Genomic DNA, 20,413 nt, shown 5'->3' with positions numbered 1-20,413 from the left:
ATTCCGTCACGGAATTTGCCCCGCCCTTGCCAGCCCCGCCGCAGGGCGATTAGCTGGCGCGGGTGCAACAAGGGGATGGCACATGGCACATGGATACGAAAGCGGCAGGCTGAACCTGCCCTTCACCGGGATCGCGACCTTCGGGAAATACGACTACCAGCCCGACTGGGACCGGCTCGAGGCCGACGTGGCCGTCCTTGGCGCGCCCTTCGATTTCGGCACCCAGTGGCGGCCCGGTGCGCGGTTCGGGCCGCGGGCGATCCGCGAGGCGTCGACGCTGTTTTCCTTCGGCCATGCCGGGGCCTATGACCACGAGGATGGGGTGACCTACCTGGGCCCCGGCACCCGGATCGTCGACATGGGGGATGCCGATATCGTCCATACGGATACCGAACGCAGTCACGCCAATATCGAGGCGGGCGTGCGCGCGATCCTCGACAAGGGGGCGTTGCCGGTGGTTCTGGGGGGCGATCATTCGGTCAACAGTCCCTGCGTGCGGGCCTTTGCCGGGCGCGGGCCCATCCACATCGTGCAGATCGACGCGCATCTCGATTTCGTCGATGAACGCCACGGGGTGCGGCACGGCCACGGCACCCCGATGCGCCGCGCGGCCGAGCAGGACCACGTGACGGGGCTGACTCAGCTTGGCATCCGCAACGTGTCGTCGACCGCGAAGGAAGGCTACGAGGATGCCGCACGGATGGGCTCCGACATCCTGTCGGTCCGGCAGGTGCGCGCGCTGGGCACCGAGGCCGTGTTGGCGCGCATCCCCGCGGATGCCGATATCTACCTGACCATCGACATCGACGGGTTCGACCCCTCGATTGCGCCTGGAACGGGCACGCCGAGCCATGGCGGTTTTCTCTATTACGAGGTGCTGGAACTGCTGGCGGCGCTGGCCAAGCGGCAGCGGATCGTGGGGGTCGATCTGGTCGAGGTCGCGCCGGATTACGACCGGACCGGGACGACGGCGATCCTTGCGGCGCAGCTTTTGCTCAATCTGATCGGGCGTATCCTGCACGCGCGTGGCTGAACCCGACGCGCGGTCAGGCTTGACCCGTCGCGCGGCGCGGCGTGTCATTGGGCCAAGCAAGTGGAGTGGACCATGGCCCTGATCGAGATCGTGAATGCCACCGGACCGGTGGCGGAACTGCGCCTGAACCGGCCCGAGAAGAAGAACGCCGTGACGATGGAGTTGCTGGAGGACCTGGTGGCGGCCTGCGGGGCGCTGGCGGCGGAACCGGGGCTGCGCGCGGTGGTGCTGTCGGGGCAGGGGGGCGATTTCAGCGCCGGGATGGATACCTCCGTCCTGATGGGCTTCGCTGGTCAACTGGACGCGATCAAGGCCGAGATGCTGGCCCCGCCCGATGGGGTTGCGAACCGGTTCCAGGCCCCGGCCAAGGCGCTTGCCGATCTGCCGGTGCCGGTCATTGCCGCGATTGACGGGGTCTGTTTCGGGGCGGGCATCCAGCTGGCCCTGGCGGCCGATTTCCGCATCGCAGGCCCGGGGGCGAAGCTTTCGATCATGGAAGGCAAGTGGGGGCTGATCCCGGATATGGGCATTTCGCTCAGCCTGCCGCGCCTGATGCCCGCCGACCGGGCCAAGGCGCTGATCATGACGGCGCGGGTCCTGTCGGGTGAAGAGGCGCTTGCCGAGGGGCTGGTGACGCGGGTGGCGGACGATCCCCATGGCGCGGCGATGGGTTTCGCGCAGGAGCTTGCCGCGCGTTCGCCCGACGCGGTGCGGGCCTCCAAGGCCCTGGTGGATGCACTGTGGGACAATCGCAGCGCCGAGGGGCTGCGGCTTGAGGCCGAATTGCAGGCCGCGCTGATGGGCGCGCCCAACCAGGTTGAAACGATCATGGCACGGATGCAGGGTCGGGAGCCTGTCTACAAATGACCAACCGGCGGTTTTTCGTGACGAGTGCGCTGGCCGGTCTGGCCCTTCCCCGGATGCTGCTGGCGCAGGCCGCGCCGGGCAAGGTCCCGCGCCCCGACATAGCCTTTCGCGTGCCCAACCCCGACCCGCGCGTGGCGGGGCTTGTCGCGCAGGTCTCGCAGGACCGGCTGCGCGCCGACGTGAATGCGCTGGCAGGGTTCGGCACAAGGTGGGCGGAAGGGCCGGGCTATGGCGCGGTCGAAGACTGGATGGCCGCGCGGCTGGCCGAGGCGGGACCGGGTCAGGTGATCAGCCGCCAGCCGGTCGCGCTGCCGATGGGCAGCACCCGCCACAACGTGCTGTGGGGGGATGCGATGTCCGGGCGTGAGGTGATCCTTGTCGGCGCACATCTGGACAGCACCTCGGAGAACCCGGGCCACGCTGCGCCGGGTGCCAATGACAACGGATCGGGCATCGCCGCGATGCTGGAGGCGCTGCGCATCCTGTCGGGGCAGGGCTTTACCCGGTCCATCGTGGCGGTGGCCTTCACCGGCGAAGAGCAGAACCTGCTGGGGTCGACCGCCTGCGCGCGCTACGCGTCCCATGCGGGCTGGCCGATCGAGCTGATGGTCAATCTCGACATGCTGGGGTATCGCCCGCCCGATCCCGCCGCACCGCTTTACATCGAGTATGACAGGGGCAACGCGACGCCCGTGAACGACGTGGCGGCAGCGGCCTATGGGCGGATGGCGGTCAGGCTGGCCGGGGAGCATACCGGGTTGGCTATCGCGGAAACGGACATCTGGGACAGCGACTACATGCCCTTCGAGCAGCAGGGCTTTCCCTGCATCGGCTTTTACGACGGCGGCGCAAGCGGACCGCCCTATCACACCAGCGGCGACGTGCCGGAGCTGATGGATTTCGATCGGCTGGAACAGGCCACCCGGCTGCTGGTCGCCACGCTGGCCACGGCGGCCGAGCTGGCCTGAGCGGGCACCGGGCCGCTCTTTCGTTGCCAGCGCGGTGCAAAATATGCGAGTCTCGGGCCCGAGTGACCGCGGGACCAACCTGCGGCTGTCGAGCAGGAGTAACGAGATGCACCCCGAATCCGTGCGCTACATGCGCGAATGCCTGGACACCCATGCCGCCGATCAGCCGCCGGGACGGGTTTTGGACGTGGGGGCCTGGTCGCCCGTGGGCAAGTTCCGGCAGATCTGGGAAGGCGCGGGATGGGACTATGTCGGGCTCGACATGGAACTGCGCGAAAACGTCGACGTGGCGCTGGAAGACCCGTGGCTCTTTCCCTTCGAGGACGCCAGTTTCGACGCGGTGATCAGCGGCCAGATGATGGAGCATAACGAGTTCTTCTGGCTCAGCTTCATGGAAATGGCGCGGGTGCTGAAGATGGGCGGGCTGATGATCCATATCGCGCCGTCGCGCGGCCGCCAGCACCGGGCCCCGCAGGATTGCTGGCGCTTCTACCGCGATGGGATGACGGCGCTGGCCCGCTGGAGCGGATGCGAGATCGTCGAGGCGACGACCGACTGGGACCCGGCCCATGTGGCCGAATATGCCGCCGTGAACCCGCGCAAGGCGGCGCGGCTGAAGAAAACGCTGCGCACGGAGAACACGATCTGGGGCGACACGGTCGGGGTCTTCCGCAAGGTGGTGGAAACGCGCCACGCGCTTGGCACCAGCTACATGCGGCAACTGGCCGACCGGGCCGAGGGCGGGATTGGCGCGCCCAAGGCCAAGCCCAAGCCCAAGACCAAGACGGCCAAGAAGCCCGTGGCGGCGGTTCGCAAGAAGGCTGGCTAGAGCTCCAGTTCTGCCACCGGGATGATCGGGCAGAACTGGCCCGAGGACCAGACGCCGAACATGTCGACCCCGTCCACCGGGTGGGACTCTCCCAGGTCGATCAGGCGGTAGAAGGTCTTGCGGTCGATCAGCGCCTCAAGCCCCGCGCGGACGTGGACGTAAGGAGAGGGCTCGCCGCCCGCGTCACGGCTGACGCGGATGGGGTTGTCGGGACCCGCGATCACCACGTCGCCCACATTGGTGGTGAAGGTGATGACCTGGCCTGCGGACTCGCCCGCCGCCTCCATGTCGACGGCCACGAAGGGGGCATCGACCACGCGGATGCCGACCTTCTCGACAGGGGTGACGAGGAAATACTTGCCGTCTTCGAGCTTGAGGATCGAGGCAAAGAGCTTGACCAGCGGGAACCTGCCAATAGGGGTGCCAAGGTAGAACCAGGTGCCGTCGCGGCGGATCTCCATGTCGAGATCGCCGCAGAACTCGGGGTTCCACAGGTGCACGGGCGGCAATCTGCCGTCTTTCTGGGCAGCTTTCGCCGCTGCCATGAGGCTTTCCGGTGTGGCTTTCACGATCATTTGTCCGGTTCTGTCTTTTGCCGTTTGAGCTTGCCGCAATAGTTGTCTTTACTGTGCGAACATAGCCATTCCGCGGAGCATTGCCATGTCTGACCCCGAAAAGCTGATGGAAGAGATCGACCGCCTCGGGGGGCGGCTGGCCGAGGCCAAGGCGGCCATCGCCACGCGCATCATCGGGCAGGAAGAGGTTGTGAACCTCGCGCTGGCGGCGATGCTGTCGGGTGGGCATGCCTTGCTGATGGGCCTTCCGGGCATGGGCAAGACGCTGCTGGTGGACACGCTGTCGAAGGTCATGGGCCTGTCGGAATCGCGCATCCAGTTCACCCCCGACCTGATGCCCGCCGATATCCTCGGCTCGGAAGTGCTTGAAACCGGGGCCGATGGGGCGCGCAGTTTCCGCTTCATCGAGGGGCCGGTCTTTTGCCAGCTCTTGATGGCCGACGAGATCAACCGCGCCAGCCCGCGCACGCAGTCGGCGCTGTTGCAGGCGATGCAGGAGATGGAGGTTACGGTTGCGGGCGTGCATCACGCCCTGCCGCGACCGTTCCACGTTCTCGCCACGCAGAACCCGATCGAGCAGGAGGGCACCTATCCTTTGCCCGAGGCGCAGCTTGACCGATTCCTTGTCCGAATCGACGTGGATTACCCCGACCGCGAAACGGAACGCGGTATCCTGCTGGCCACTACGGGCACAGAGGACGCCGTGGCCGCACAGGTCTTCGACGCGGCGATGCTGATGGAGGCGCAGCAGGTGGTGCGCCGGATGCCGGTTGGCGAAACGGTGGTGGAGATGATCCTCGACCTCGTTCGGGCCTGCCGGCCCGAGGATGCCGACGCGCCGCAGGTGGTGCGCGATCATGTGGCCTGGGGGCCGGGGCCGCGCGCGGCGCAGGCCTTGATGCTGACGGTGCGTGCCCGTGCGCTGCTGGACGGGCGCCTTGCGCCCTCGCCCGAGGACGTGGCCGCGATGGCGCGCCCGGTGCTGTCGCACCGCATGGCGCTGAGCTTTGCCGCCCGTGCCGAGGGGATCGCGCTTGATGACGTGATCGCCGAGGTGAGCGCGCGCGCCACGCGTGTCGAGGCCGCCGCTTGACCCAACCGGCGCTCCATAGCTCCGGGACCCTGCGCTCGCGCTCGGAGGCCATGGCGGCGAGCCTGCCCGCGCTTCTGGCCGATGCGCAGCACCTTGCCGCGACGATCCTCCTGGGAGAGCACGGTCGCAAACGCTACGGGACGGGCGACGAGTTCTGGCAGTATCGGGGTGCCGAGGCCGGCGACAGCCTGCGCGCGATCGACTGGCGTCGTTCGGCCCGGGCCGACGGGCTTTTCGTGCGCCAGACCGAGTGGAAGGCCGCGCAAGCGGTGATGATCGGTGTCGATGACGGTCGGTCGATGACCTATGCGGGGGCCAAATCGCGCCCGTCCAAGCTGCGCCGGGCGCAGACGCTGGCCATGGCGCTGGCGATCCTGGCGGTGCGCGGGGGGGAGCGTGTCGGGCTGACGCGGCTGGCCGAGCCGCCCCGGGGCGGAGAGGCACAGCTGATGCGGCTGGCCACGGCCCTGATGGACGATCACGAAGGCGGCGAATACGGCGCGCCCGTGCCCCAGGTGCTGCCTGCGGGCAGCCGGGCGGTGCTGCTCTCGGATTTCCTGGGCGATCCTGCCGGGGTGGAAAAGGCGCTGGCGCAGGCGGCGGACCGTGGCGTGAAAGGGGCTTTGGTTCAGGTTCTCGACCCTGATGAAGAAAGCTTCCCCTTCGATGGGCGCACGGTTTTCGAGAGCATGTCGGGCGCGCTGCGCTTCGAAACGCTCAAGGCCGGTGGCTTGCGTGCGGCTTATCTCAAGCGGTTGGCCGCGCGAAAAGACCAGCTGCGGCAGATGGCGGCGCGCGCCGGCTGGCGCTATTACTGCCACCACACCAGCGACGCAGCCGAACCCGCGCTGCTGTGGCTTTACCGTGCGCTGGAGAAGGGGTCGTCATGACGAGGCCGCGAAAGAAACCGTTTCCGTCGACGGAAACGGCAAATCTCATGCCTGAGATTTCCCGGCGCCCCGGCGCGGTGGTGGCACGATGATCGGATCGGTGGCCTTCACCTCGCCGCTTCTGCTGCTGACGCTGTTCGCATTGCCGATCCTGTGGTGGCTGTTGCGCGCCGTGCCGCCCGCACCGATCCGACGGCGCTTTCCCGGCATCGCCCTGCTCATCGGGCTGAAAGACGAAGACAGCCAGTCCGACAAGACGCCCTGGTGGCTGTTGCTCCTGCGGATCCTGGCGGTGGCGGCGGCGATCGTGGGCTTTGCCGGGCCGGTTCTGAACCCGCAGAAAGAGCGGGCGGGCGATGGCCCCCTTCTGATCGTGATGGACGCGTCCTGGGCCTCGGCCCGCGACTGGCCCGCGCGCATCGAGCGCGCCCGCGCACTGCTGGAGGAAGCCGGGCGCGAGGGCCGGCCCGTGGCGCTGGTGCAGCTGACCGATCTTGCGCCCGATGGCGATATTCCCTTCCAGTCGGCGAATGCCTGGATCGCGCGGCTGGACAACCTCTCGCCTCAACCCTTCGCGCCGGACATGGCCGCGGCACGGGGCTGGCTGGACGGTGCATCCTTCGAAACGTTCTGGTTTTCGGACGGGTTGGAGCACGCAGGCCGCGACGAGTTGCTGGCCGTCCTTCAACGCGCCGGGCCGGTCACCGCCTTCGAGGGCGGGCGCGAGCTGCTCGCTCTGGCCCCGCCGCGCTTCGAGGATGGGATGATCACGGTATCGGGCCTGCGCATGGGCGGCCTGGGCGACCGCGAGGCAACGGTGCAGGCCTTCGGGCTGGACCCGGCGGGGATCGAGCGCGAACTGGCGCGCGGCCTGCTGAGTTTCCCGTCGGGCGCAGAGGGGGCCGAGTTGCAGCTCGACCTGCCGCCCGAGCTGCGCAACCGCATCAACCGTTTCCAGATTGCCGGCGAGCGCAGCGCAGGCGCGGTCACGCTGACCGATGACGCGCTGCAACGCCGCCAGGTCGGCCTGCTGGCCGGTGCCGCCGACCGAGAGGGGCAGGAACTGCTTTCGCCCCTGCATTACCTGCGCCAGGCGCTGGCCCCGACGGCGGATCTGCTGGAGGTCGGTCTGACCGACATGCTGCTGGCCAGCCCCGACGTGATCATCCTGGCCGACGTTGCCACGCTGTCGCCCGAGGAGGATGCCGAGTTGCAGGCCTGGGTCGAGCGCGGCGGGATGCTGGTGCGCTTTGCCGGGCCCCGGCTGGCTGGCTCGGACCTGGCCCGCGCCGAGGCCCATCCGCTGATGCCGGTGCGCCTGCGCGAAGGGGGGCGCACGGTGGGCGGCGCGATGAGCTGGGGCGAGCCCAAGGCACTGCGCCCCTTCGACGAGACCTCGCCCTTCTACGGCCTGCCGATCCCCGAGGATGTGCTGGTCAGCGCGCAGGTGCTGGCCCAACCCGACCCGGAACTGGCCGAGCGCAGCATCGCGGCGCTGGCCGATGACACGCCGCTGGTGACCCGCGCAAGGCTGGGGCAGGGGCAGGTGGTTCTGTTCCATGTCACCGCGAATGCCGAGTGGTCGACCCTGCCCCTGTCCGGGCTTTTCGTGCAGATGCTGGAGCGGCTGGCCATTTCCACCCGCCCGGTGAGCCCGGGGGCCGCCGACCTTGAGGGGATTACCTGGGTGCCCGAACTGGTGCTGGACGGCTACGGGCAACGGCGCGATGCGGGCACCCTGCCCGGCGTTTCGGGCGCCGACCTGGCCATGGCCCCGCTGTCGGCCATGCTGCTGCCTGGGCTTTATGCCGGGTCCGAGCGCAGGGTTGCGCGCAACGTGATCGAGGCGGGGGCGACGCTCAGCCCTGCGAACTGGCCGGGGGATGTGCCGGTCGAGGGCCTGCGCGCCGTCGAGGCAGAAAACCTCGCGCCCTACTTCCTGGCCGGAGCCCTGGTGCTGCTTTTGATCGACTCGTTGGCGGCCCTCTGGCTGTCGGGTCGTCTTGTTGGGGTGGCGCGTGGCGCGGCCGTGTTGCTGGCCGGGCTTCTGGTGCAGCCCGTCGAGGCGCAGGACCTGAGCGATGCAGACATCGCGGCCCTGCTGGCCACGTCGGAAATCACCCTCGCCTACGTGGTGACGGGGGACGAGCAACTGGATGAAACCTCGCGCGCGGGGCTTTGGGGGCTGGGGCGGACGCTGACGAGCCGCACCTCGGTCGAGCCTGCGGCCCCGGCGGGGGTGGACCTCGAAACCGACGAGCTTGTCTTCTACCCGCTGATCTACTGGCCCATAACGCCCGACCAGCCGACGCCCTCGGATGCGGCCTATGCGCGGCTCAACGCCTATCTGCGGGGCGGTGGCATGATCCTTTTCGATACACGCGACGCCGATATCGGGGCCTTCGGGGCAGGCACGCCCAATGGCCGCAGGCTGCGCGAGATCGCCCGCCCGCTGGATATTCCGCCGCTGGAGCCCGTGCCAGACGACCACGTTCTGACCCGGTCCTTCTACCTGTTGCAGGATTTCCCGGGCCGCCACCTTGGCCGGGATGTCTGGGTCGAGGCCGCGCCCGCCGATGCCGAGCAGGTGGAGGGAATGCCGTTTCGCAACCTCAATGACGGGGTCACGCCGGTGGTGATCGGCGGCAATGACTGGGCGGCGGCCTGGGCACAGACGCCCTCGGGCCAGCCCATGTTCCCGATCGGGCGGGGCTTCGCGGGCGAACGCCAGCGCGAGATCGCGCTGCGCTTCGGCGTGAACCTCGTGATGCATGTGCTGAGCGGCAATTACAAATCCGACCAGGTGCATGTGCCCGCCCTGCTGGAACGGTTGGGGCAGTAGCGATGGCGCAGGATATCCTCTTCGATCCGCTTCTGCCCTGGCCCCTGATCCTGGGGCTGGCCGGGGCGGCGCTGGCGCTGCTGGCGCTTCAGGCCTGGCGCGGGCTGTCGGGCTGGTGGCTGCGAGGGCTTGCGGCGTTTGCGCTTCTGGCGGCGCTGGCGAACCCGGCGTTGCAAAGCGAAGAGCGCGAGCCGCTGAGCGATATCGTGCTGCTGGTGGTCGATGAAAGCGCCTCGCAACGCCTGGCGGACCGCCCCGACCAGAACGCGGGCGCGCTGGCCGAGATCCGGCGCGAAGTGGCGGAGTTGGGCATGGAGCTGCGCGAGGCGCGGGTGGGCGACGCCGAAGACAACCAGGGCTCACTGGTCATGGGGGCGCTTTCGCAACTGATGGCCGAAGCCCCTCGGGCCCGCATCGCCGGGGCGATCCTGCTGACCGATGGGCGCATCCATGACCTGGAGCTCGCCCCCGACCTGCCCGCGCCGCTCCATGCGCTGATCACTGGGCGCGACGGCGACTGGGACCGCCGCCTGATCGTGCGCAACGCCCCGTCCTTCGCGATCCTGGGCGAAGAATTCGTGATGACCCTGCGCATCGAGGACGAGGGCGCGGTGCCCGGCGACCTGCCCGAGCGGGCCGAACTGCGCATCGCCATCGACGGCGAGGCGCCACGCAGCTTCATGGTGCCCACGGGCCAGGACCTGGAACTGCCGCTGACCTTGCCCCACGCGGGCATGAACGTGATCCAGTTCGAGCTGCCCGAGGCCCCGGGCGAGATCACCGACCGCAACAACGGCGCGGTGGTTCAGATCAACGGCGTGCGCGACCGGCTGCGCGTCCTGCTGGTTTCGGGCCAGCCGCATCCGGGGCAGCGCACCTGGCGCAACCTGCTGAAATCCGACCCGAGCGTCGATCTGGTGCATTTCACCATCCTGCGCCCGCCCGATCGCAACGATGGCGTGCCGGTGACGGAGTTGAGCCTGATCGCCTTTCCCACCCGCGAGCTTTTCATGGAGAGCATCGACGAGTTCGACCTGGTGATCTTCGACCGATACCAGCGGCGCGGCATCCTGCCCATGCTCTATCTCGACAACGTGCGTGCCTATGTGGAACGCGGCGGGGCGCTGCTGATGGCGACGGGGCCGGAATTTGCCACGGCCGCTTCGCTCTACCGCACGCCGCTGGCCGATATCCTGCCCGGCCGTCCCACGGCGCAGGTTGTGGAAACGCCCTACCTGCCAGAGATCTCCGAGCTGGGAGAGCGCCACCCTGTGACGCGCGGGCTGGAAGATGAACACGCGCCCCTGCCACAGAGCGATGCGCCCTGGGGCCGCTGGCTGCGCCTGATCGAGCTTATCGAGGATGGCGGTCAGACGGTGATGACCGGGGCGGGCGAACGCCCGCTGCTGATGCTCGACCGGGTGGGCGAAGGCCGGGTGGCGGTGCTGGCCTCGGATCATGCCTGGCTGTGGGACCGCGGCTACGAAGGGGGCGGGCCGCAGCTGGAACTTCTGCGCCGCCTGGCGCATTGGATGATGGGCGAGCCGGAACTGGAAGAAGAGGCGCTGCGCGCGGAAGCCGACGGCCAGACCATCTTCGTCACGCGCCAGACGCTGAGCGACGAGGTGGGCGCGGTGACGGTCCTCTATCCCGATGGCTCCGAGCACGACCTGGCGCTGGAGGAAACCGCGCCGGGCCGGTTCACCGGCGAGCTGCGCGGACCCGAGGTGGGGCTTTACCGCCTGCGCGAGGGTGACGAGGACGCGGTCATTGCGCTTGGCCCCGCCGCGCCCCGCGAATTCGAAGAGACACTGGCCAGCGGCACCGGGCTGGAGCCCGCCACGGGTGTCATGCGCGGGGGCGTCATGGTGCTGGAGGAGGGCATGCCCGACCTGCGGCGCGTGCCTGAAGGGCGCAATGCCGCCGGGCGGGGCTGGATCGGTTTGACCCCGCGCGAGGCCTATCTGACAACCGATGTGACCGTGACGCCGCTGATCGCGGCCTGGCTCTTCCTGTTGATCGCGGCAGCACTTATGCTGGCGGCCTGGCTGCGCGAGGGGCGGCGTTAGGCAGGGGCGCCCGGTTCACCGGGCGCGGGGAAGCGGCCCGTCCAGGGGCCGCTTATCCTAGCCCTTCGATGGGGGCGCCAGGAGGATCAGCCGTGAATGCGAGGCGAAATCGCGTGACCAGATCATCCAGCTGACGGCAAGCGCCCCCAGGATGAGGGGCAGGGGGCCCAGAAGCCAGGTCAGGGAGCCGAGCGAGAAGTAAAGGGAGCGCAACCCGCGATTGAAATTGAGCGCGGCGCGGATATTGACCTCGGCCGCCTGCATGGCCCTAGGCAGGGCGCGCGGATCGTCCGGATCATTGGGGACCGCCGCCATCAGCACCGCGCAATAGCCGAAGAGACGGTTGGACCAGACGAATTTCAGGAAGGCGTAGAGCAGGAAGATCCCGGTCGCCATCAACTTGATCTCGACCACGAGCGTGGGCTGCCCGCCAAGCGTCAGGTCCTCGGCAACGCCCAGAAGGCGCTCGGAATTGCCGATCAGCGCCAGAAGGCCGCCAAGAGCGATCATCGAGGCCGAGGCCAGGAAGTTCGTGCCCTGGCGCAGGCTCGACAGGATCGAGGCATCGAAGATGCGGGGCTGCCGGGTGATCATCTCGCGCATCCAGTCGCGGCGATACTCCTGCATAAGGATGGTGACGGAGGGCCGGGACAGGCGATCGGATTCGATCAGCCAGCCCAGACCGGCCCAGGCAAGGAAGGTGAGTGCAACGGCAAGGGCGTCGAGCGGCGCAAAGAGCGCCATCTGGTCAAGAAATCTCATGAAAAAAGCCTATATCCGAGGTCTATCTATTGCCAAAGCGCCAAATTGGTTATATTTATTTACCAGATTTAGGGAGGATCAGCCATGGAAATGCCGTCTCCGAACCCCGCGATTCTGTCGGCAAAGGCGCGGATCGTGGCGCGCCTGAAGTCGGTTCTGCCCGCCGATGCGGTGATCGACGACCCGGCAGAAACGCGCGCCTACGAGTGCGATGCGCTGACCGCCTATCGCTGTCCGCCCCTGGCAGCGGTGCTGCCCTCTTCGACCGAGGAGGTCTCTGCCGTTCTGAAGATCTGTCACGAAGAAGGCGTCCCGGTGGTTCCGCGCGGGTCAGGCACGTCGCTGGCAGGTGGTGCCCTTCCGACCGAGGACAGCGTGATTCTGGGCGTGGCGCGCATTAACGACGTGCTCGAAACCGATTACGAGAACCGGATCATCCGGGTGCAGACGGGCCGCACCAACCTGTCGGTGACGGGGGCGGTGGAGCAGGAGGATTTCTTCTACGCGCCCGATCCGTCCAGCCAGCTGGCCTGCGCGATCGCGGGCAATATCGCGATGAATTCGGGTGGGGCGCATTGCCTGAAATACGGGGTGACCACCAATAACCTGATGGGGGTCACCATGGTGCAGATGGATGGCACCGTGGTCGAGATCGGCGGCGCGCATCTCGATGCGGCGGGCTATGACCTCCTGGGGCTCATCTGCGGGTCGGAGGGCCAGCTTGGCGTCGTCACAGAGGCCACTCTACGCATCCTGCGCAAGCCCGAGGGCGCGCGACCCGTGCTCATTGGCTACGACTCCAACGAGGTCGCGGGGCAATGCGTGTCCGACATCATCAAGGCGGGCGTGCTGCCGGTCGCAATCGAGTTCATGGACCGCCCCTGCATCCGCGCAACGGAAGCCTTCGCCGGCGCAGGTTATCCCGATTGCGAGGCGCTGCTGATCGTCGAGGTCGAAGGCTCGGATGCCGAGATCGACGCGCAGCTTGGGGTGATCAGCCAGATCGCCCGCACCCACAACCCCGTGGAGCTGCGTGAAAGCACCTCGGCAGAGGAAAGCGCGCGCATCTGGCTGGGGCGCAAGTCGGCCTTCGGGGCGATGGGGCAGATCAACGACTACATGTGCCTCGACGGCACGATCCCGGTGAGCGAACTGCCCTACGTGCTGCGCCGGATCGGCGAGATGTCGAAGGAATACGGGCTCGACGTGGGTAATGTCTTCCATGCGGGCGATGGCAACATGCACCCGCTGATCCTGTTCAATGCCAACAAGCCGGGCGACCTGGAGAAATGCGAAGCCTTCGGGGCCGACATTCTCAAGCTGTGCGTCGAGGTCGGTGGTTGCCTGACCGGGGAGCACGGAGTCGGGATCGAGAAGCGCGACCTGATGGTGACCCAGTTCACCGGGCCGGACATGGAGGCGCAGATGCGGGTCAAGGACGTGTTCGATCCCAAGTGGCTCTTGAACCCGGCCAAGGTCTTCCCGCTGGAGGTGTCGCAATCTCACCGGGATGTCGCCGCCTGACGGCGTCGATCCGGCGGGGGGCCAGCCGCCCGCGCCCCCCGGGATATTTTTGGAACAATGAAGGAAGGGCATGTGCCGATGCTGAGCCCGGTCGATGAACGAGAACTGAGCGAGGCGGTGGCCGGGGCCGAGGGGCCCCTGCGCATCGTGGGGGGCGGCACGCGCCCGGTCGGACGGCCCGTCTCGGGCGAGGTTCTGTCGACGCGGGGGCTGTCGGGGATCGAGCTTTACGAGCCCGGCGCGCTGACCATCGTTGCCAGGGCGGGAACCCCGCTGGCCGAGGTCGAGGCTGCGCTGGCCGCGGAAAACCAGCGCCTTCCCTTCGAGCCGATGGACATGCGCGGGCTTCTGGGCACCCGGGGCGAGCCCACCATCGGGGGCGTGGTGGCGGCGAATGCCGCCGGGCCGCGGCGCATCCAGGCCGGGGCCTGCCGTGACAGCCTGATCGGCGTGCGCTTCGTGGATGGGCGCGGAACGGTTCTGAAGAATGGCGGGCGGGTGATGAAGAACGTCACCGGTTACGACCTGGTGAAGCTTCTTGCCGGCAGCTACGGCACACTAGGGGTCGTGTCTGAAGTGTCGTTCAAGGTTCTGCCGGGGATCGAGACGCGGGCCTGCGTGCTGCTCAATGGGCTGTCCAATGGCGATGCCGTCGCTGCTATGGCCAAGGCCCTGGGGTCGCCCTACGAGGTGTCCGGTGCAGCCCACACGCCCGCAGGGATTGACGGGCATCCGGTCACGATGCTGCGGCTGGAGGGCTTTTCCGACAGCGTGGCCTATCGCGCGGGCAAGCTGAAGGAATTGCTGGCGGCGTTCGGGGATATCTCGGTTGAGACGGACCCCGAGCGGGTGCAGGCGGGCTGGACCTGGGTGCGCGACGTGGAGACCTTCCAGGGGCGCGAGGGCGATGTCTGGCGCATCTCGGTCAAGCCGTCCGATGGCCCCGGGATCGCGGCGCGGGCCGGGGGCGACGTTCTGTTCGACTGGGGCGGGGGGCTTGTCTGGGCCCTGACCGCCCCGGGCAGCGACCTGCGCGCAGAGCTGGGAGACTTCGCCGGGCACGCGACGCTGATCCGGGCCAGCGAGGAAACCCGGGCGCGGCTTTCGGTCTTTCAGCCCGAACCCGCGCCGGTGGCGGCCCTCGCCGAGGGCCTGCGCCGCCAGTTCGATCCGAAGGGCATTCTCAATCCGGGGGTCATGGGCTGATGCAGACCTTTTTCACCGAAGACCAGTTGCAGGATCCCGGAATCGCGCGATCCAACGAGATCCTGCGCGCCTGCGTGCATTGCGGGTTCTGCACGGCGACCTGCCCGACCTACCAGGTCCTGGGTGATGAGCTCGACAGCCCCCGGGGGCGGATCTACCTGATCAAGGAGATGCTCGAGAGCGGCCGGGCCGCCGACGAAAAGACCGTCAAGCACGTGGATCGCTGCCTGTCCTGCCTGGCCTGCATGACCACCTGCCCCTCGGGCGTGCATTACATGCACCTGGTCGACCATGCCCGCGCGCATATCGAGAAGACCTACAAGCGGCCCCTGATGGACCGGCTGCTGCGCTGGACGCTGGCCAAGATCATCCCCTATCCGGGACGGTTCCGGCTGGCGCTGCTCGGGGCCAAGATCGGGCGGCCCTTTGCCTTCCTCATGCCTGACGCACGGCTGAAAGCCATGCTGGCGATGGCGCCCAAGCAGATCCCGCCCGTGAGCCGCAACGATGACCCCCAGGTGTTCCCGGCGCTTGGCGAGCGCAAGAAGCGTGTCGTGCTGATGACGGGCTGCGCGCAGAAGGCGCTGAACACCGATATCAACGACGCCACGATCCGGCTTCTGCGGCGTCTCGGCTGCGAGGTTGTGATCCCAACCGGCCAGGGCTGTTGCGGAGCGCTGACCCATCACATGGGCAAGGAGACGGAAAGCCATGCGTCCGCCGCCAGGAACATCCGGGCCTGGAAGGCCGAGATGGATGGCGAGGGGCTCGATGCCATCGTCATCAACACCTCGGGCTGTGGCACGACCGTGAAGGATTACGGGCACATGTTCCGAAACGACGCGCTGGCCGCCGAGGCGGCGGAGGTTGCCGGAATCGCGATGGATGTCTCGGAACTGCTGATGCAGCTCGACCTGCCAGAGGGGGCCGACAAGGGCCTGACCGTGGCCTATCACGCGGCCTGCTCGCTGCAGCATGGCCAGCAGATCAAGACCTTCCCCAAGGACCTGCTGAAGCGCGCGGGCTACAGCGTGGTGGAACCGGCTGACCCGCATCTGTGCTGTGGCTCTGCGGGCACCTACAACCTGTTGCAGCCGGAGATCTCGGCCAAGCTGAAGGACCGCAAGATCCGCACGCTGGAGGCGAAGAACCCCGACATCATCGCCGCCGGAAATATCGGCTGCATGATGCAGATCGGGTCAGGAACCGAGGTGCCGATCGTGCACACGGCGGAACTCTTGGACTGGGCGACGGGGGGACCGCGGCCGGCAGCCCTCGATGCCGAGGGCAAGCGAGAGATCCCGGTGCCCATCCTGCGCTGAGCCGGCCCAAGTTTCGCCCCACTCCTCTGGCATGGTCCCCGCACGAAGAAATGACGGGGACCCTTGCCCATGCGCGCCTTGCTGGCCTTCCTGCTGATGACCTGTGCCGCCACGGCGCAGGGCCTGCCCACCATCGCCCCCGAGGCACCGCCCATCCGGGCCGTCACCGGGCAGGGGTGGGAACGGCAATGGCAGGCGGTCGGCCGTTTCGATACGGGGCCGGGGTTCTGCACCGGAACGCTTATCGCGGCGGACCTTGTGCTGACGGCGGCCCATTGCCTGTTCGACCCCACCACCGGCCAGCCACTGCCCGAGACCGGGTTCAGCTTCTCGGCGGGCCTGCGCGACGGACGGCCCGTGGCCTTCCGCACGGTGCGCCGGTCGGTCATCCATCCGGCCTATGCCTTCGACCTGTCCGATGAACTGGACCGGGTGCGCAGCGATGTGGCCCTGCTGGAACTCGACCGCCCGATCCCCTCTGGCCAGGTTCAGCCGATTCCGGCGCGCGGCGAAGCGGGCGAGGGGGACCGGGTGCAGATCGTGTCCTACGGGCGTGACCGAGAGGACCATGCCTCGTTGGAAGAGGGATGCGCGGTCGAGTCAGGGGACGGGCGGATGCATGTGCTCAGCTGTCATATCGACCCCGGGTCGTCGGGCTCGCCCGTTTTCGTGTCGAGCGGTGGCCAGGTCAGCGTGGTGTCGGTTATCTCGGCCATGGCGCACTGGCGCAATGACCCGGTGGCGCTGGCCGCTGACCTGCGTGGCGGGCTTGCGCCGCTCTTGGACCTGCTGGAGCGGACCGACGATGTCTTCAGCCGCGAAGCCCCACGCCTGCGCACCCTGACCATGGGCAATGACGGGCGCGACGAACTCGGGGCGCGTTTCATCACCGTAACCCCTTGAACGGGGCTCGGGGTCTCCCCAAATCGAAAGGTGTCCGGTGCCCAAGACGGGGCCGGGCGACGAACCCGGGCGGGTCGATGACTGACCGCCCATCACCATTGGTATCGCTCAGATAAAGAGGATGACCCAGATGCGTACCCAGGACCTTTCCCCGCTATTTCGTGCTTCCGTCGGCTTTGACCGTGTCGCAGACATGCTTGACCGCGTCATGAGCCAGGACATGGGCAGCAGCACCTACCCGCCTTACAATATCGAGAAGACCGGCGAGAATGCCTATCGCATCTCCGTCGCCGTCGCCGGCTTTACCGGCGAGGAGCTGACCGTCGAGCAGCGGGAGAACGCGCTGCATGTCTCGGCCCGCAAGGAAAAGGACGAGGTCGCCCGCACCTACCTGCATCGCGGCATCGCCACCCGTGCCTTCGAGAAACGCTTTACGCTGGCTGACCACGTGAAGGTCACCGCCGCGACCCATGAAAACGGCATGCTGCACATCGACCTGGTGCGCGAAGTGCCCGAGGCGCTGAAACCGCGCCGCATCGAGATCACCTCGGATGCCGGTCACCCGGCCATCGAGGCTGAGACCGCCTGAGCTTCTCAGGCAATTCCCTTCGTCTCCTGGCGCGGTCCCTCGGGGCCGCGCTTTTTTTGTATTTGAGGGCGGTTGGGTTAGTCTGTTCACCACGTAGCCAAGTGGAGCGAGCCGATGACCCCCATAGATTTCTGGTACTCGATTGGGAGCACCTACAGCTACCTGACCATCTTGCGACTTCCAAAAGTGGCACGCAAGGAAGGCGTTGATATCCGCTGGCGCCCGTTCAACGTGCGTCACGTGATGGTCGAACAGAACAACATCCCCTTCAAGGACAAGCCGATCAAGACCGCGTATATGTGGCGGGATATTGAACGCCGTGCGCCTCGCTACGGGTTGTCCCCGAAGCTTCCGGCGCCCTATCCGCTGTCCGGTCTTGTTCTGGCCAATCAGGTCGCACTGCTTGGCTTTGAGGAGGGCTGGGGCGAGGCTTACACTCGAGTCACCTATCGACGCTGGTTCGAAGCGGGCCAGCCTGCGGGAGAGAATCCAAATCTGTGCGACAGCCTTGTCGAGGTTGGTCAGGATCCTGTACGGGTTGTGGAAATCGCGCAGTCGCAAGAGATCGTGGATGCACTGGAGCGTGAAACCGCGCAGGCCATGGAACTCGGTGTTTTCGGCTCTCCAAGTTTTGTCGTGAAAGATGAGGTTTTCTGGGGCGACGACAGGCTGGAGGACGCCATTGCATGGGCTAAGTTCGGAAGGCTTTAGGCTCCCTCAGAACCACTGCCCCGGTTCCATCAACCCAAGCTCCATCAACTGCCTCGACGACCAGTAGAAGCGTGTCGACTTGTGCCAGCGGAAATTGTCGATGTCGTGACGCGAACCGGGATTCGTGCGCAGCGCCTTGGCCACGCGGAAGGAACAGATCGCTGCTGACAGCGAATGGTGCCAGGGGCAGGAATAGGTGTTCATTTCTTCGATCGAGAGCGTGTTGTCCTCGCGCAGTTGCAGCCCCTCGACCGCCTGGAAGAGCGCAGGCCGGTCGATGCGCCGCTTGGCCTCGGGCACATGTTCCTCGAACCGCCAGCGCAGACCGCCGAAGAAGTTGAGCTGCCGGTCGAGCACGTCGTCATCGGTGGTGCGGCGGGTTTCGGCATAATAGCCCGAACTGTCGAGATGCGCGCTTTCGAGTGAGACGGCATTCGGGTGATGCGACAGGTCCTCGGCATAAAGATCGACGACATAGCCGAGAACGGAATTGCGCCGCTCTTCTGTGACAAAGGCAATCGCTTCGCCCACGCGGCGCTGTTCGCAGAAGGGGAAGAACAGGTATTCGGCGTTGTAGCAGTAGTGAAGCCACTGTCCCGGCGCGAGCCGGATCAGCATGTTGACGGCGGCCTGCGCCGTGCCGGGGCGCCGCGTCGGATGGCGGATCACGTCGATCAGGTCCGGGTCGGCAAGGTGGTCGGGCAGGTCCACGTCATCCGGGGCCAGCAGGAAGATCCGGCGAAAGCCAAGATGCGTCAGGTGATCCAGCGTCGAGGCCAGTTCCGTCGCGTCCTCTGCGATCACGATCGCGAACGGACCCTTGCCCAGGGGCTGCCTGGCGCAATGGCTGGAAAAGGCCTGAAGAGAGGCGTGGATCATCTTTCGGGGTCTGCCTGTATCGCTTTCGCGATAATGTGCCTTCGATATTGCGATTTTGCAAACACGATGCGGCTTGCATTGAAGCAGGGGGCCGCTTGCGATACATGCGCCCCGAAACCAGCAGGAGCCCGCGCCGATGTCTGCCCCCAAGAAGCTGTTTGTCAAAACCTACGGCTGCCAGATGAATGTCTATGACAGCGAGCGCATGGCCGAGGCGCTTGGGGCCGAGGGCTATGAACAGGTCGGGACGCCCGAAGAGGCGGACATGATCCTGCTTAACACCTGCCATATCCGCGAGAAGGCGGCCGAAAAGGTCTATTCCGAGCTTGGCCGGATGAAGCCCCTGCGCGATGCCAACCCCGATCGCAAGATCGGCGTGGCAGGTTGCGTGGCGCAGGCCGAGGGTGAAGAGATCATGCGCCGCCAGCCGATGGTCGATCTGGTCGTCGGGCCGCAGACCTATCACCGCCTGCCTGCCATGGCGCGGGCGGTCGAGGCAGGGCAAAAGGCGCTCGACACCGACGTCCCCGAGGAAGACAAGTTCGCCCACCTGCCCAAGCTGCGCAAACCCAAGCGGGGGCCGACCGCGTTCCTGACCGTGCAAGAAGGCTGCGACAAGTTCTGCGCGTTCTGCGTGGTGCCCTACACGCGCGGGGCCGAAGTCAGCCGCCCCGTCGACCGCATCCTGCGCGAAGCAGGTGAGCTGGTGGAGCGCGGCGTGCGCGAGATCACCCTTCTGGGCCAGAACGTGAACGCCTATCACGGGGCAGGGCCTGACGGCGAATGGGGTTTGGCGCGGCTGATCCGGGAACTGGCCACCATCGAGGGGCTCGACCGCATCCGCTTCACCACCTCGCATCCCAATGACATGGAAGAGGACCTGATCGCGGCCCATGGCGATTGCGACAAGCTGATGCCCTATCTGCACCTGCCGGTGCAGTCAGGGTCCGACAGGATCCTGAAAGCGATGAACCGCAAGCATACCGCCGCCGATTACATCGCGCTGATCGATCGCATCCGTGCCGCCCGCCCGGACCTTCTGCTGTCTGGCGATTTCATCGTCGGGTTCCCCGGCGAGACGGACGAGGATTTCGAAGCCACGATGGAGCTGGTTCGCGCCGTCGGATACGGCCAGGCCTATTCCTTCAAGTATTCCGCACGACCCGGCACGCCAGCGGCCGAGAAAGAGGCCGTGGCGCCCGATGTGGCCGATGCCCGGCTCCAGCGATTGCAAGCCCTTCTGACCGAGCAACAGCGCGCGGCCCAGGATGCCATGGTCGGGCGCGTGGTCGGCGTTCTGTTCGAAAAAACCGGCCGCCTGCCGGGTCAGCTGGTTGGCAAGTCCGATCAC

Annotated in this window: 18 protein-coding genes; 15 read left to right on the top strand and 3 right to left on the bottom strand. The window is 67.0% G+C overall.

The window, feature by feature from the left end; all coding sequences use genetic code 11:
- Positions 1-82 precede the first annotated feature (82 nt).
- The 4 genes from speB to ACEQXV_RS01845 all read left to right on the top strand — a co-directional run bounded on the left by speB (position 83) and on the right by ACEQXV_RS01845 (position 3,697).
- Entirely contained in the window at positions 83-1,033 is a 951-nt protein-coding gene (gene speB, locus ACEQXV_RS01860; RefSeq protein WP_370267626.1) for an agmatinase, read from the top strand.
- Positions 1,034-1,105: 72 nt separating this feature from the next.
- Positions 1,106-1,900 (top strand): crotonase/enoyl-CoA hydratase family protein, encoded by a 795-nt coding sequence (locus ACEQXV_RS01855; RefSeq protein ID WP_370253551.1) that lies wholly within the window; start codon positions 1,106-1,108, stop codon positions 1,898-1,900.
- Complete coding sequence (locus tag ACEQXV_RS01850) at positions 1,897-2,868, top strand: M20/M25/M40 family metallo-hydrolase (protein ID WP_372525051.1); 972 nt, start codon at positions 1,897-1,899, stop codon at positions 2,866-2,868. The genes ACEQXV_RS01855 and ACEQXV_RS01850 overlap by 4 nt, the downstream gene beginning before the upstream one ends.
- A 106-nt stretch (positions 2,869-2,974) precedes the next feature.
- Entirely contained in the window at positions 2,975-3,697 is a 723-nt protein-coding gene (locus tag ACEQXV_RS01845; protein WP_370267624.1) for a methyltransferase domain-containing protein, read from the top strand.
- Here ACEQXV_RS01845 and ACEQXV_RS01840 read toward each other — a convergent pair.
- Entirely contained in the window at positions 3,694-4,272 is a 579-nt protein-coding gene (locus tag ACEQXV_RS01840) for a DUF1285 domain-containing protein (protein ID WP_370267622.1), read from the bottom strand. The two genes, ACEQXV_RS01845 and ACEQXV_RS01840, sit on opposite strands and share 4 nt — an antisense overlap.
- A gap of 85 nt (positions 4,273-4,357) precedes the next feature.
- Between ACEQXV_RS01840 and ACEQXV_RS01835 the strand changes: the two genes are divergently transcribed.
- The 4 genes from ACEQXV_RS01835 (at position 4,358) to ACEQXV_RS01820 (ending at position 11,166) form a co-directional block, all read left to right on the top strand.
- Positions 4,358-5,365, top strand: coding sequence for an AAA family ATPase (locus tag ACEQXV_RS01835; protein WP_370267620.1), 1,008 nt, complete (start codon positions 4,358-4,360; stop codon positions 5,363-5,365).
- Between the two features lie 50 nt (positions 5,366-5,415).
- Positions 5,416-6,255 (top strand): DUF58 domain-containing protein, encoded by an 840-nt coding sequence (locus ACEQXV_RS01830; protein ID WP_370251062.1) that lies wholly within the window; start codon positions 5,416-5,418, stop codon positions 6,253-6,255.
- 88 nt (positions 6,256-6,343) lie between these two features.
- On the top strand, positions 6,344-9,097 hold the full coding sequence (locus ACEQXV_RS01825; RefSeq protein WP_370267619.1) for a DUF4159 domain-containing protein: 2,754 nt from the start codon (positions 6,344-6,346) through the stop codon (positions 9,095-9,097).
- A gap of 2 nt (positions 9,098-9,099) precedes the next feature.
- Complete coding sequence (locus tag ACEQXV_RS01820) at positions 9,100-11,166, top strand: hypothetical protein (protein WP_370267618.1); 2,067 nt, start codon at positions 9,100-9,102, stop codon at positions 11,164-11,166.
- A gap of 57 nt (positions 11,167-11,223) precedes the next feature.
- Here ACEQXV_RS01820 and ACEQXV_RS01815 read toward each other — a convergent pair whose 3' ends face one another.
- Entirely contained in the window at positions 11,224-11,928 is a 705-nt protein-coding gene (locus ACEQXV_RS01815) for a DUF599 domain-containing protein (RefSeq protein WP_370267617.1), read from the bottom strand.
- An 84-nt stretch (positions 11,929-12,012) separates the two neighbouring features.
- Here ACEQXV_RS01815 and ACEQXV_RS01810 point away from each other — a divergent pair, with 84 nt between their 5' ends.
- The 6 genes from ACEQXV_RS01810 to ACEQXV_RS01785 all read left to right on the top strand — a co-directional run bounded on the left by ACEQXV_RS01810 (position 12,013) and on the right by ACEQXV_RS01785 (position 18,183).
- Positions 12,013-13,452 carry an FAD-linked oxidase C-terminal domain-containing protein gene (locus ACEQXV_RS01810; protein WP_370267615.1) on the top strand — a complete coding sequence of 480 codons (1,440 nt, stop codon included), beginning with the start codon at positions 12,013-12,015 and terminating at the stop codon, positions 13,450-13,452.
- 81 nt (positions 13,453-13,533) lie between these two features.
- Complete coding sequence (locus ACEQXV_RS01805; RefSeq protein ID WP_370267627.1) at positions 13,534-14,658, top strand: FAD-binding protein; 1,125 nt, start codon at positions 13,534-13,536, stop codon at positions 14,656-14,658.
- A complete protein-coding gene (gene glcF, locus ACEQXV_RS01800) occupies positions 14,658-15,980 on the top strand; it encodes a glycolate oxidase subunit GlcF (RefSeq protein ID WP_370267613.1) in 1,323 nt (440 codons plus the stop codon). Before ACEQXV_RS01805 ends, glcF begins: the two co-directional genes overlap by 1 nt.
- Before the next feature lie 69 nt (positions 15,981-16,049).
- A complete protein-coding gene (locus ACEQXV_RS01795; RefSeq protein ID WP_370267612.1) occupies positions 16,050-16,883 on the top strand; it encodes a serine protease in 834 nt (277 codons plus the stop codon).
- Positions 16,884-17,013: 130 nt separating this feature from the next.
- Complete coding sequence (locus ACEQXV_RS01790) at positions 17,014-17,472, top strand: Hsp20 family protein (RefSeq protein ID WP_370267611.1); 459 nt, start codon at positions 17,014-17,016, stop codon at positions 17,470-17,472.
- Positions 17,473-17,586: 114 nt separating this feature from the next.
- On the top strand, positions 17,587-18,183 hold the full coding sequence (locus ACEQXV_RS01785) for a 2-hydroxychromene-2-carboxylate isomerase (RefSeq protein ID WP_370253911.1): 597 nt from the start codon (positions 17,587-17,589) through the stop codon (positions 18,181-18,183).
- A gap of 6 nt (positions 18,184-18,189) precedes the next feature.
- Here the strand turns inward: ACEQXV_RS01785 and ACEQXV_RS01780 are convergent, their stop codons facing one another.
- Positions 18,190-19,062, bottom strand: coding sequence for a glycosyltransferase family 2 protein (locus ACEQXV_RS01780; RefSeq protein ID WP_370267610.1), 873 nt, complete (start codon positions 19,060-19,062; stop codon positions 18,190-18,192).
- A gap of 136 nt (positions 19,063-19,198) precedes the next feature.
- Between ACEQXV_RS01780 and miaB the strand changes: the two genes are divergently transcribed.
- On the top strand, positions 19,199-20,413 hold a 1,215-nt coding region (gene miaB / locus ACEQXV_RS01775; RefSeq protein ID WP_370267608.1), incomplete at its 3' end, for a tRNA (N6-isopentenyl adenosine(37)-C2)-methylthiotransferase MiaB.

This window comes from Nioella sp., assembly GCF_964229645.1.
Taxonomy (GTDB): domain Bacteria; phylum Pseudomonadota; class Alphaproteobacteria; order Rhodobacterales; family Rhodobacteraceae; genus Nioella.
Note: the sequence above shows the minus strand (reverse complement) of the source record. Positions and strands in the feature narration are given on the sequence as shown.